Here is a 12415-nt window from a genome sequence, read left to right as displayed (position 1 = left end):
GGTCCCCGCATCCGCAAGGGGCATCATACCGTAGCGGCTAGGCTGGTTATACCCGTGCAAATCCGGGGATCAGTGGTCGTCCAACTCGCTCACTTCACCAGGAGCGACTTGCCGAAATTGGAGATCTTGAACGGCTCCATGCCCTTGCGGGCGAGTTCGTCGGCGCGTTCGTTCTCGGGATGACCCGCATGGCCCTTGACCCAGTGCCATTTGACCTTGTGGCGCTGGTTGGCGGCATCGAGCGCCTGCCAGATTTCGCCGTTCTTCACCGGCTTCTTGTCGGCGGTCTTCCAGCCGTTTTTCTTCCAGCCGAAGATCCACTTGGAGATGCCGTCCATGACGTATTTGCTGTCGGTGTAGAGATCGACTTCGCAGGTGTCCTTGAGCGCATTCAGCGCGCTGATGGCGGCGAGCAGCTCCATGCGGTTGTTGGTGGTATTGGCCTCACCGCCGCACAGCTCCTTCTCGACGTCGCCGTAGCGGAGCACGGCGCCCCAACCACCGGGGCCGGGATTGCCCGAGCAGGCACCGTCGGTGAAGATGTCGACATGTTTCATGAAATCAGTCCGTATTCCGAGGCATTGGTCACGGCGCGGTGGAAGCGCAGCTTCTTCAGATATTCGAGCGGATCCTTCTTGACCACCAGCGCCCCTTCCGGCGTCGTCAGCCAGTCATAGAGGCGCGTCAGGAAGAAGCGCAAAGCCGAGCCACGGCAGAGCACCGGAAGGGCTGCGATCTCATCAGCGGAGAGCGGGCGCACCGAGAGATATCCCTCGATCATCGCCTTGCCCTTGGTGATGTTGTAGGACCCGTCCTTCTCGAAGCACCAAGCATTCAGGCAGATCGACAGATCGTAGACGAGGAAGTCGTTGCAGGCGAAATAGAAGTCGATCAGGCCCGATAGGTCATCGCCGAGGAAGAAGACGTTGTCGGGGAAGAGGTCGGCATGGATGACGCCGGCGGGCAGATCCCCAGGCCAGTGGGCGGCGAGGAAATCGAGCTCGGCGCCAATCTCGTCTTCGAGACCTGCCTCGACCTCGTCGGCACGCGCCTCCGACTTTGCCCAGAGCGTCTGCCAGCCCTCGAGCGACAGGGCATTGGGGCGCGTCAGCTCGAAACCTTCGCCTGCCACATGCATGCCGGCCAGAGCCTTGCCGACTTCGCGGCAATGCTGCGCCTCCGGTTTGCGCAGCCACATGCCTTCGAGGAAGGAGATGAGGGCAGCCGGACGGCCGGATAGTTCACCCAAAAGTTCGCCGTCCTTGCGCGGCAAAGGCAGCGGGCAGGACAGACCGCGCTCAGACAGGTGATGCATCAGGCCGAGGAAGAAAGGCAGATCGTTTCGATCGACGCGCTTCTCATAGAGCGTCAGGATCAGCGGCTGCTTGGTTGTGTGCAGCAGGAAATTGGTGTTCTCGACGCCTTCGGCAATGCCCTTGTAGGACAGCAGTTCCCCGGCATCGTACTGCGCCAGGAAGGACTTGAGGTCGTGTTCGTTGATATCGGTATAGACTGCCACAGGTGAGATTCCGTGCCGCTTCGGGAATGGCTCCGAGTCCTATAACGGGCGCCGCATCCATGCCAGCCCCGGAACGACATGGAGCACAGGAAATGGGGCTCATGCCCGCACCTCTCGCGGCGTCGTAGGCATGTTTTCAGGTTTAAAATTTTACCCATCACTAATGTTGTTGATTTAGTCTCGCCTCGCAAAACAACCGGAGTGACGTGATGGATCCCGTTTCCAGCGTCCGCATGGCGCATGATTTCGCCGCGGCGATGAACCTTGCGCTTATCGTCGTCGACGGTGAGGGACACATACAGTTCGCCAATCCCGCGTTCTGCTGCATGTTCGGTTACGATTTCGACGACATCAGAGGACGGCCGATTACCATCATCATTCCGGAACGCATGCGCGGGGCCCATACCGTCGGCATGAGCAATGTTGCCGCCGGTGCCAAACCGGGCCTCGGCGGCAAAGCGGTGGAAGTTTCGGCGTTGAAGAGCGACGGGAGCGAATTTCCGATCGAGATCACTCTGTCGACTTGGAAGACCGAGAGCGGCTTTTGGGCCGGCGCCGCCATCAAGGACATTTCGGAGCGGCGAGAGCGAGATGCCAAGCTGATGCGGCTTGCCTCTCATGACACGTTGACGGGCTTGCCGAACCGGCATGAATTCACGACGCATCTGGCGCAAAAACTCGCCGCCGGCGCGCCCTGCAGCCTCTTCCTGATGGACCTGGACGGCTTCAAGGAGGTCAACGATGCGCATGGTCACGTCGTGGGCGACAGCCTCCTGCAGGCTGTTGCGGTGCGCATTCCTTATCTGCTCGGCGACAGGGCTACGGTCGGCCGTCTCGGCGGAGACGAGTTTGCCGTGCTCTACGCGGATAGCGGAGATCCGCTCTCGGCACAGAAGGACGCCTCCGCGATCCTCGATGCCTTTCGCAAACCGTTCAGCCTGGGTGGGCTGGAGCTGGAACTGGGAGTGAGCATCGGGATTGCCATTGCACCGTTGCATGGCGAAGACGGCGACGAGCTTCTCGCGTCGGCGGACTTCGCGCTCTACCGCGCCAAGGCCGCCGGCGGTCGCGGCTATCGCTTCTTCGAACCCTCGATGCGCAGCGAAAGCCAAGCCAAGCGCGACATGCGGGACGACCTACGCCGCGCCATGCGTCAGGGGGAGCTGGAACTCTATTATCAGCCGCAGGTGGAGCTTTCCTCGCGTCGGGTCGTCGGCTTCGAGGCGCTCATCCGCTGGAACCATCCGCAGCACGGGCTGCTTCTGCCGGGCCGTTTCCTGCCCTCCCTCGAGCAGAGCGCGCTCGCCAGCGAGATCGGCTGGTGGACGCTCGACGAGGCCTGCCGGATGGCTCACAAACTGAATGGCCGTGGCGAGGGCTGCAAGGTGGCAGTCAATCTCTTTGCACAACAGTTCCGCTCGCCTCATTTGCGCGAGCGGGTCATGGAAGCGGTGCAGCGACACGGCATTGCGCCGTCGTGGCTCGAGCTCGAAGTCACCGAGGAGGTCACGCTCAACGACGACGAGGCGAGCCTGCAGACGCTGAAATGCATCCGCGACATCGGCGTCGGTGTCGCCTTCGACGACTTCGGAACGGGCTATGCCTCGCTCTCCTCGCTGCAGCGCTATCCGCTGACCACGCTCAAGATAGACCGAGGCTTCATCCGCGACATCCAGACCTCGGCCTCGGATGCCGCCATCACGCGGGCTCTGGTGGCGATGAGTCGGGAGATGGGGCTCGATACCGTTGCCGAGGGAATCGAGACGGAAGCACAGGCCGCGGTTTTGCTGGCCATGGGATGCGGGCAAGGCCAGGGTTACCTTTATGGTCGGCCGATGCCGGCGCAGGATGCGCTCAACTTCTTCCGTCAGGTCCAGACAGCGGGCGGCCTGCGCGCAGCACGAGCCCTCTGACGTCTTCGAGGCTTAGGACGACACCACGACCTAACCATTCACCCAGGCCATGTCCGCGCGCGTCAATTCCACATCACGCAGTTCGCGGTTGACGAGGAAGTGCTCGTTTTCCTCCGCCGTGATCGCAAGCTCGACCTTGGCGTCGAAACGGTGGCGGAAGGCCTCGATGATTTCATCGACGATGACTTCCGGGGCGGACGCGCCGGCGGAGATGCCGAGCGTGCCGATTTCGCCGACATCGTCCCAGTCGATCTCGGAGGCCCGCTGGACCAGCAGGGAGCGGGTGGCCCCTGCCCTCAGCGCCACTTCGACGAGACGTTTGGAGTTCGACGAGTTGGGCGCACCGACGACGATGAAAAGGTCACAACCGGGGGCTGCCGCCTTCACCGCTTCCTGGCGGTTGGTAGTGGCGTAGCAGATGCTGTCGGCCGACGGTGCCGTCAGGTTCGGGAAACGCTCCATCAGCTTGGCAATGACACCGGCCGTATCATCCACCGACAGCGTGGTCTGCGTGACGTAGCCGAGATTGTCGGCGTCGGCGGGCGTGTAGGCGGCGGCGTCCTCGACGGTTTCAACGAGCGAGACCGAGCCTTCCGGCAATTGGCCCATGGTGCCGATCACTTCCGGATGGCCGGCATGGCCGATGAGGATGACATGGCGCCCCAAGCGCTGGTGACGCATGGCCTGCTTGTGAACCTTGGAGACCAGCGGACAGGTGGCGTCGAGATAAAAGAGGTTTCTGCTTGTCGCGTCCTCGGGCACCGATTTCGGCACGCCGTGGGCGGAGAAGACGACCGGCTGCTGGCGATGCTCGGCGGGAATTTCGTCGAGTTCCTCGACAAAGATTGCGCCCTTCGCTTCCAGGCCCTCGACGACATACCTGTTGTGGACGATTTCGTGACGCACATAAACCGGTGCCCCATAGCGCTTCAGCGCCAGAACGACGATCTGGATGGCGCGGTCAACACCGGCGCAGAAACCGCGCGGGCCGCAAAGCCTGATCGTCAGTGGGGGGCGGTTCATGTGCATATTCATAGGGTCAGCCGGCAATCAGGACAGCGAGGATGGCGATGGCCGCAGGAAGCGCCTGGATGACGAAGATCTTCCGCGAGGCCGTTGCACCCCCATATAGGCCCGCGACCAGCACACAGCCAAGGAAAAACAACTGGATTTGATAGCCGACGGCGAGATCGGGATGGAGCAGGCCCCATATCAGGCCGGCAGCTAGGAAACCATTGTAGAGACCTTGGTTGGCGGCCATGACCTTGGTCGCTTCGGCCTGTTCCGGCTTCAGGCCGAAGGCGCGGCGGCCGGTCGGCGCTGTCCAGAGGAACATTTCCAGCACCAGGATGTAGATGTGCTCCAGTGCGATGAGCGCAACCAGCGTCGAGGCGAGATAGGACATGCGGTTCCTCCAATGAGGCAGCCGCGATTCAGGCTGCGCGTGGAGCGTTATCTAGCCGATATCGCGGCGCGCCTCTACGGCGTTCTGCGGCGGAAGAGGCCTGCAATCGTGACGGCGGCCAGAGCGAAGGCGAGGCCATACCAGGTGATGGCATATTGCAGGTGGCTGTTCGGCAGATCGACCTGCGTGACCCCGCCCTTCGGCAGTCCGCCCGGAACAGGGGTCGCATCGGCGTCGAGGAAGAAGGGCAGGACGCGATCTTCCGGCAGGCCGGTCGAGGCGGCCATGCGGGTCAGGTCCTTCCAGTAGAAGATGTTGGTGGCCTCGTTATTGTCAGGCACCAGCGAGGAAGGTTTCTCATTGAGGCGTGCCCGGGCAAGGCCGGTCACTGTCTGCTGCCCCTCAACCAGGCTTTCGGGCCGGGTCTGGGCATCCTTGCGGTCATAGGGGACGAAGCCCCTGTTGACGAAGAGGAAGCGACCATCGGCCAGTTCGAGGGGCGTGTAGAGATAGAAGCCGGATTGACCGTCGAAGGTCGCGAGGAAATGGCGTTCCTTGTCGTGCAGGAAGCGCCCGCTGGCCGTGGCGTGGCGGTAGTCGATCTCCTCGCCGGCCGCCAGACGCGCCGCGATCTCCGATACGTCGATGGCCGGAGCATGGCTACGTTCGTCGATCGCGGTGAGCAGGCTTTCCTTCCAATGCAGGCGATTGACCTGCCATGTGCCGAGCGACAGCAAGATGGCGATGGCGAGCGGGACCAGCACGAGACCGGCCCAGAAGCGCCAGCCGCGGCTCGTCTTGCCCACTGCGTCAGTCTGTTCAACCACGGTCGATAACCCCCGGGGCGGCGTTGTGGCGGTATTGCAGAGCGATCAGCAGGGCTTTCAGCGTGCGCATCAGCCAGAGCGTCAGTCCGACGCCGAGGGGGGCGAAGACGAGGATGTGCAGCCACACGGAGGGCTGATAGGTGAGCTCTACCCAGACGGCAAACCCGACGACCAGGAGGTCGGCGAGCAGGATGACGAAGATCGCCGGACCGTCGCCAGCATCGATGAAGGAATAGTCGAGGCCGCACGAGGCGCAACGCTGCTTCGGCTTGGTCAGCCCATCAAAGAGTTTGCCGTTGCCACAGCGCGGGCAGGAGGCGGAGAGTGCCGCCTTCATCGGGTCTACGGGGGCGTATTGTGCGTTGTCGTCGGTCATTTCAGTCCCTCCTTCGGGATATTCCAGCCGTAGGCCAACCCTTAGTGCAGGCCGGTGTTCCATCCCAGTGCCCGCAAGGTCGCAGGGCGCGCCGCAGGCGAAGGGAAGAGAACGAAAAAGGGCGGCTTGCGCCGCCCTTCGATGCTTTTGGCCCTGATCAGCCGGCGTGCAGCGGTGCACCCCAATCGCCCCAGATATAAATGGCGAAGAAGAGGAAGAGCCAGACGACGTCAACGAAGTGCCAGTACCAGGCGGCGGCTTCAAAGCCGAAATGCTGCTTCGGCGTGAAGTGACCGGCAAGCGCACGGAACAGGCAGACGATCAGGAAGATCGTGCCAACCAGAACGTGGAAGCCGTGGAAGCCGGTGGCCATGAAGAAGGTCGCGCCGTAGATCGAGTTCTTGAAGTCAAACGGGGCGTGCATGTATTCGTAGGCCTGGACCGACGAGAACAGGATGCCGAGCAGGACCGTCAGAACCAGGCCGGAGACGACGCCCTTGCGGTCGTTGTGCAGCAGCGCGTGGTGAGCCCAGGTGACGCAGGTGCCCGAGAGCAGCAGGATCACGGTGTTGTAGAGCGGCAGGTGCCAGGGATCGACAACCTCGATACCCTTCGGCGGCCAGGTGCCACCTGTGAACTCAACGCGGCTTGCCTGGATCGCCTCGTTGGCGAAAAGGCTGGCGTCGAAGAAGGCCCAGAACCAGGCGACGAAGAACATCACTTCCGAAGCGATGAACATGATCATGCCATAGCGCAGGTGCAGCGATACGACGCGGGTGTGGGCGCCGGCATGGGCTTCCCGGATCGTGTCTGCCCACCAGGCGAACATGGTGAAGAGCACGATGGCCAGCCCGATGAAGAACAGCCACGGATGGGCGAGCTCAAGACCGAAAAGCTTGAACGAGCCGCCATGCAGGTAACGCATGTAGCCAACGCCGCCGAAGGTCAGGAGGAAGGCACCGATCGAGGCCAGGATCGGCCAGGGGCTCGGATCGATAATGTGGTAGTCGTGGTTCTTCTGGTGCGCTTCGGCCATTTCAGCAATCCCCGAATGTCAATTTCATTACGAGACCCGGCTTACCGGACCCCTCTCACAGTTTCGGCTGTTCCTTGCCCTCTCCCGCTTCCAGCGCTGCCACGGGCTTGTCATCCTCGCGCGGATAGAAGGTGTAGGAAAGGGTTATCGTTCCGATGTCCTTGGTCTCTTCCGCATCTACGATGGCGGGATCGACGAAGAAGACAACAGGCATTTCCAGTGTTTCGCCCGGCTGCAACGTGGTCTTGGTAAAGCAGAAGCACTGGACCTTGTTGAAATAGGCGCCGGCTTCGCCTGGAGAGACGTTGAACACGGCCTCGCCGGTTACCGGCTCGGCCGAATGATTGGTCGCAACGTAACGGATCTGGACCGTTTCGCCGATCTTCGGCGTGACCTTCTTGTCGAGCGGCTTGAAATCCCAGTTCAGGCCATCAGAGACATTGGCGTCGAACGTGACGTTGATCGTCTTGTCCAGAACCACATCCGACATCTGCTCGACGCGCTGCGTGGTGCCACCATAGCCGGTGACCTTGCAGAACATCTGGTAAAGCGGGACGGCGGCATAGCTCATGCCAACCATGGCGCCGACAAACACCACACAGGCCGTTGCCACGCCGAAATCGCGCCGGCTGGCGCGGCGTTCGGTGGTCTTCGGGGTCTGGTTCAGCGGTGCGTCGGTCATGTCCGTCAGCCCATCTTGCTGATCTTGATGATCGTCACGACGTAGAAGATGACGACAAGAAGCGCCAGAACCACGCCGAGCGCGATGTTGCGGCCGCGGCGGGACTTCTTCTGGACGTCATTGAGCTCGATGGTCTCCATCAGGCGGCACCTCCGAGAGACAGGATTGCGGGCGCGACATAGAGATCGACCATCAGGGCCGAAAAGATCGCGAAGAGATAGAAGATCGAATAGCCGAAAAGCTTCTTCGCCGGCACCATCTTCTCATCGCCGTCGGGCATACGCCAGACGGCGATGGAACAGTGGATGAAGACGGCGCCGAGCAGGGCGGCGACAAGGCCGTAGCCGATCGAGGAGAGACCGGTGACGGTCGGCAGCACGCCGGTGATTGCGGTCAGAACGGCATAGACGGTGATCTGGCGCTTGGTCGACGCGACACCGGCGACATTCGGCATCATGGGGACGCCGACGGCGCCATATTCCTTCATCTTGAACAGCGCCAGCGCCCAGAAATGGGCCGGTGTCCAGAGGAAGATGATCATGAAGAGGATGAAGCTGTCGAGCGAGACGCCGCCGGTGACACAGGCCCAGCCGACCATGGGCGGGAAGGCGCCGGCCGCACCGCCAATGACGATGTTCTGCGGGGTCGAGCGCTTGAGCCACATCGTATAGACGACGGCGTAGAAGAAGATGGTGAAGGCGAGCAGGCCGGCGGCGAACCAGTTGACGGCAAGGCCGAGAATGCTGACCGAAAAGACCGAGAGCACGAGGCCAAAGGCCAAGGCTTCATGCGGGGTGACACGGCCCGCCGGCACCGGGCGGGTTGCCGTGCGCGACATGATCGCGTCGATATCGGCATCGTACCACATGTTGAGGGCACCCGAGGCCCCTGCCCCGACCGCGATGCACAGGATGGCGATGAAGCCGATGACCGGATTGATGGAACCTGGCGCCAGCACGAGGCCTGCAAGCGCCGTAAAGACGACGAGCGACATGACGCGCGGCTTCAGAAGCGCGAAGAAATCGCGCGGGCCGGCTTCGGACAGGCGGATTTCGCCCTCGATGCCGAATACGTCGCGATTGTCGATGACTGTCATTCTGTTGCTTTCCGTCTTCCGTCTGATCTTTCGGGCGCCGCAATCCCTTTGACTGCGGCGCCCGACTGTCTGGTGGCCTCGAAGATCTGCTTACTTGATCTTCGGGAGCTGTTCCCACTGGTGGTACGGCGGCGGCGAAGACAGCTGCCATTCCAGGGTGGTCGCACCCTCGCCCCACGGATTGTCACCTGCGACGCGCTTCTTGGCGAAGGCTTCGAAGACACCGTAGAGGAAGACGAGCACTGCAAAGGCTGAGATGTAAGAGCCGATCGACGAAACATAGTTCCAGCCGGCATAAGCATCCGGATAGTCGATGTAGCGGCGCGGCATGCCGGCGAGGCCGAGGAAGTGCTGCGGGAAGAAGACCATGTTGACGCCAACGAACATGATCCAGAAGTGCAGCTTGCCGACGAACTCGTTGTACATGTAGCCGGTCATCTTCGGGAACCAGTAGTACCAGCCGGCGAAGATGGCGAAGACGGCACCGAGCGACAGAACGTAGTGGAAGTGAGCCACGACGTAGTAGGTGTCATGCAGCGAGCGGTCGAGGCCGGCATTGGCGAGCTGAACGCCCGTGACGCCGCCGACGGTGAAGAGGAAGATGAAGCCGATCGCCCAGACCATCGGGGTCTTGAAGGTCAGCGAGCCACCCCACATCGTTGCGATCCAGGAGAAGATCTTGATGCCGGTCGGCACCGCGATGACCATGGTTGCGAAGAGGAAGTAACGCTGGGCGGCGAGCGACAGGCCGACCGTGTACATGTGGTGCGCCCAGACGACGAAGCCGACGGCGCCGATGCCGACCATGGCGTAGGCCATGCCGAGGTAGCCGAAGACCGGCTTCTTCGAGAAGGTCGAGATGATGTGGCTGATGATGCCGAAGCCGGGCAGGATCAGGATGTAGACTTCCGGGTGACCGAAGAACCAGAACAGGTGCTGGTAGAGGATCGGATCACCGCCGCCTTCCGGCGCGAAGAAGGTCGTGCCGAAGTTGCGGTCGGTCAGCAGCATGGTGATGCCGCCGGCGAGAACCGGGAGCGACAAAAGCAGCAGGAAGGCCGTGACCAGAACGGCCCAGGCAAACAGCGGCATCTTGTGGATCGTCATGCCCGGAGCGCGCATGTTGAGAATTGTGGTGATGAAGTTGATCGCACCGAGGATCGAAGACGCACCCGAAACGTGGAGCGCGAAGATTGCAAGATCGACTGCGGGTCCAGGCTGGCCGGAGGTCGCGAGCGGCGGATACATCGTCCAGCCGCCGCCGACGCCGTGGGCGCCTGCCGGGCCTTCGACGAACATCGAGAGCACGAGCAGCAGGAAGGCCGGGACGATCAGCCAGAAGGAGATGTTGTTGAGGCGCGGGAAAGCCATATCCGGAGCGCCGATCATGATCGGGATCATCCAGTTGGCGAAACCGCCGATCAGCGCCGGCATGACCATGAAGAAGATCATGATGAGCGCGTGCGCCGTGGTGAATACGTTATACATATGCTTGCCGGCATCGATGGCGGAATCGCCTTCGGCGCCGTAGACCATGGAAGCCAGGCCGTGGAAGATCTGGATACCGGGCTCCTGGAGCTCCATGCGCATGGCTACCGACAACGCGCCGCCGATGATACCCGCGATGATCGCGAAAATCAGGTAGAGCGTGCCGATGTCCTTGTGGTTGGTCGAAAACAACCAGCGAGCAGCAAAGCCCGGCTTATGGTCATGATGCGCGTCGTTCGCGTGGTCGTCGTGGGCAACAGAACCGGCCATTGTCCTCACTCCTCTCAGTTCGTGATGTTTTCGGCGCTCTGGACAGCGGCCGGAGCCCCGTCGACAGCAGCCATCAGCGCCTTGTTGGCGCCAGCAAGGTCAGACGCCGCAGCCTGGAGCCAGGTCGAATACTGCTCCTCGGACACGACACGAATGGCGATCGGCATGAAGGAGTGATCCTTGCCGCACAACTCCGAACACTGACCGTAGTACAAGCCTTCGCGCTCAGCCTTGAACCAGGTCTCGTTCAGACGGCCCGGAATGGCGTCGATCTTGATACCGAAGGCGGGCATGGCGAAAGCGTGAATAACGTCGGTCGGGGCAGCCGTGACAAGCATGCGGACCGTCTTGCCGACGGGAACAACGACTTCGTTGTCCACGGCGAGGAGACGCGGGTAACGCGCAACGTCTTCCTTGCCCGCCGCAGCGCGATCGCCATCCTTCAACATGTAGCTGTCGAAGGACACGGCCTGGTCGCCCTGATATTCATAGGACCAAAGCCACTGGGTAGCGGTCGCCTTGACTGTCAGGTCAGGATTTTCCGGCATCTTCAGCTGATAGGTCAGCAGGTTGAAAGACGGGATTGCGATTGCAAAGAGGATGAGAACCGGTGCCACGGTCCAGACGATTTCGATCGCCGTATTGTGGCTGGTCTTCGAGGGGACCGGATTGGCGGAAGCGCGGAACTTCACTACAACCAGGATCAGAAGAATAAGGACGAAGATGGTGATCGGCACGATGAACCAGAGCGTGTATTGCTCAAACCAACGGTTCATTTCCATGACCGGGGTCGCTGCATCCTGCAGACCCATCTGCCACGGCTTCGGCTGATCGGCGAAGCTGGCAGAAGCGAAAAGCAGACAGGCCAGTGCGGCCAAGGCTGCATAGGTTCTCTTCATCACGGTTGGTCTCCCACAAGCGCTTGATCCACATCAAACCATAGCGCAAAAATCATGCTAGTGTCGCCGTTTAAAATCACAGATCAGCCGCATTCGCAATACGCTGCGGCGAAAGCCGGTGCGGCATTTTGCTCTTCATCAATTGCGAGAGCGCTGGATACACAGGCTTTTCCCCAACGGGTGGTGGAAGCAGTGCCGAATGCCCGCCAGAGGCACATGCCCAGTCCCAATTATGCCGTAGTCGGCCGTAAAACAGGCGCCGGGGCTTTCCATTTGCCCACCCGGGCGACAAGAATGTCCGGGATGATTCGTTTTCCAGAGGTATTCATGGGGCTTTCTAGACGTGTCTGGTCCGGCCTTGCCGCATCTGCGGTACTGATCGGTGCGCTGGCCGGTCCGGCGCAGAGCCAGCAAACCCAGCAGCAGCAGCCGGGTTCCGTCCGGTCCAATCATGGCGCATGGTCGGTGATCTGCGACAAGCCGGCGGGTGCCACGGCCGAACAGTGTGCGCTGATGCAGAACGTGATTGCGGAAGACCGACCGGAAGTGGGTCTGTCGGTCGTCGTGCTGAAGACCGCCGACCGCAAGGCGCGGATCCTGCGCATTCTGGCGCCGCTCGGCGTACTCCTTAAGGACGGGATGGAGCTTTTCGTCGACGGGAACAATATCGGCCGCGCCTATTTCACCCGCTGTTTCTCCGAGGGCTGTTATGTAGAGGTCGAGATCGACGAGGAACTAATGAAGATCCTGCGCGCCGGCAAGGCTGCCGTCTTTGCGCTCCGCGAATCTGCCGACCAGGACCGCGTCGGCATTCCGATCGAGCTCGCCGGCTTCGGCGAAGGTTACGACACCCTGCCGTAAGCTTCGCCTTATCGTGACCCAATGATCGTTTTGGGGCAAGTCC

14 protein-coding genes are annotated in these 12415 nt (G+C 61.5%); 2 read left to right on the top strand and 12 right to left on the bottom strand.

Features of this window, described 5'->3' with window-relative positions:
- Nucleotides 1-89: 89 nt before the first annotated feature.
- Both rnhA and FJQ55_RS04870 read right to left on the bottom strand, forming a co-directional pair.
- The gene (gene rnhA, locus FJQ55_RS04875) at nt 90-557 is read right to left on the bottom strand and encodes a ribonuclease HI (RefSeq protein WP_140826559.1); all 468 of its coding nucleotides are present in this window, start codon (nt 555-557) and stop codon (nt 90-92) included.
- A complete protein-coding gene (locus tag FJQ55_RS04870; RefSeq protein WP_140826558.1) occupies nt 554-1519 on the bottom strand; it encodes a homoserine kinase in 966 nt (321 codons plus the stop codon). Before FJQ55_RS04870 ends, rnhA begins: the two co-directional genes overlap by 4 nt.
- 209 nt (nt 1520-1728) lie before the next feature.
- Here FJQ55_RS04870 and FJQ55_RS04865 point away from each other — a divergent pair, with 209 nt between their 5' ends.
- The gene (locus FJQ55_RS04865; protein WP_246085020.1) at nt 1729-3432 is read left to right on the top strand and encodes a putative bifunctional diguanylate cyclase/phosphodiesterase; all 1704 of its coding nucleotides are present in this window, start codon (nt 1729-1731) and stop codon (nt 3430-3432) included.
- 30 nt (nt 3433-3462) lie between these two features.
- On the opposite strand, the gene ispH is transcribed toward FJQ55_RS04865, so the two are convergent.
- From ispH to coxB, 10 genes are all read right to left on the bottom strand, one after another.
- Nucleotides 3463-4461, bottom strand: coding sequence for a 4-hydroxy-3-methylbut-2-enyl diphosphate reductase (gene ispH / locus FJQ55_RS04860; protein ID WP_425467524.1), 999 nt, complete (start codon nt 4459-4461; stop codon nt 3463-3465).
- Nucleotides 4462-4471: 10 nt separating this feature from the next.
- Complete coding sequence (locus FJQ55_RS04855) at nt 4472-4837, bottom strand: DUF1304 domain-containing protein (RefSeq protein WP_140826556.1); 366 nt, start codon at nt 4835-4837, stop codon at nt 4472-4474.
- A gap of 74 nt (nt 4838-4911) precedes the next feature.
- Nucleotides 4912-5664, bottom strand: coding sequence for an SURF1 family protein (locus tag FJQ55_RS04850; RefSeq protein WP_140826555.1), 753 nt, complete (start codon nt 5662-5664; stop codon nt 4912-4914).
- Complete coding sequence (locus FJQ55_RS04845; protein ID WP_140826554.1) at nt 5657-6040, bottom strand: DUF983 domain-containing protein; 384 nt, start codon at nt 6038-6040, stop codon at nt 5657-5659. The genes FJQ55_RS04850 and FJQ55_RS04845 overlap by 8 nt, the downstream gene beginning before the upstream one ends.
- Before the next feature lie 157 nt (nt 6041-6197).
- A complete protein-coding gene (locus FJQ55_RS04840) occupies nt 6198-7076 on the bottom strand; it encodes a cytochrome c oxidase subunit 3 (RefSeq protein WP_140826553.1) in 879 nt (292 codons plus the stop codon).
- A 55-nt stretch (nt 7077-7131) separates the two neighbouring features.
- The gene (locus FJQ55_RS04835; RefSeq protein ID WP_140826552.1) at nt 7132-7758 is read right to left on the bottom strand and encodes a cytochrome c oxidase assembly protein; all 627 of its coding nucleotides are present in this window, start codon (nt 7756-7758) and stop codon (nt 7132-7134) included.
- Between the two features lie 5 nt (nt 7759-7763).
- Nucleotides 7764-7898 (bottom strand): hypothetical protein, encoded by a 135-nt coding sequence (locus tag FJQ55_RS23835; protein ID WP_140826551.1) that lies wholly within the window; start codon nt 7896-7898, stop codon nt 7764-7766.
- Complete coding sequence (locus FJQ55_RS04825; protein ID WP_140826550.1) at nt 7898-8854, bottom strand: heme o synthase; 957 nt, start codon at nt 8852-8854, stop codon at nt 7898-7900. The genes FJQ55_RS23835 and FJQ55_RS04825 overlap by 1 nt, the downstream gene beginning before the upstream one ends.
- A 90-nt stretch (nt 8855-8944) precedes the next feature.
- Nucleotides 8945-10612, bottom strand: a complete 1668-nt coding sequence (ctaD, locus tag FJQ55_RS04820; RefSeq protein WP_140826549.1) for a cytochrome c oxidase subunit I — start codon at nt 10610-10612, stop codon at nt 8945-8947.
- A 14-nt stretch (nt 10613-10626) separates the two neighbouring features.
- Complete coding sequence (gene coxB, locus FJQ55_RS04815) at nt 10627-11511, bottom strand: cytochrome c oxidase subunit II (protein ID WP_140826548.1); 885 nt, start codon at nt 11509-11511, stop codon at nt 10627-10629.
- A 327-nt stretch (nt 11512-11838) separates the two neighbouring features.
- Here coxB and FJQ55_RS04810 point away from each other — a divergent pair, with 327 nt between their 5' ends.
- Nucleotides 11839-12372 (top strand): invasion associated locus B family protein, encoded by a 534-nt coding sequence (locus tag FJQ55_RS04810; protein WP_140826547.1) that lies wholly within the window; start codon nt 11839-11841, stop codon nt 12370-12372.
- Nucleotides 12373-12415: the final 43 nt, after the last annotated feature.

The sequence above is a fragment of the Rhizobium glycinendophyticum genome, assembly GCF_006443685.1.
Taxonomy (GTDB): Bacteria; Pseudomonadota; Alphaproteobacteria; order Rhizobiales; family Rhizobiaceae; genus Allorhizobium; species Allorhizobium glycinendophyticum.
This window is presented reverse-complemented; position numbering and strand designations above follow the sequence as displayed.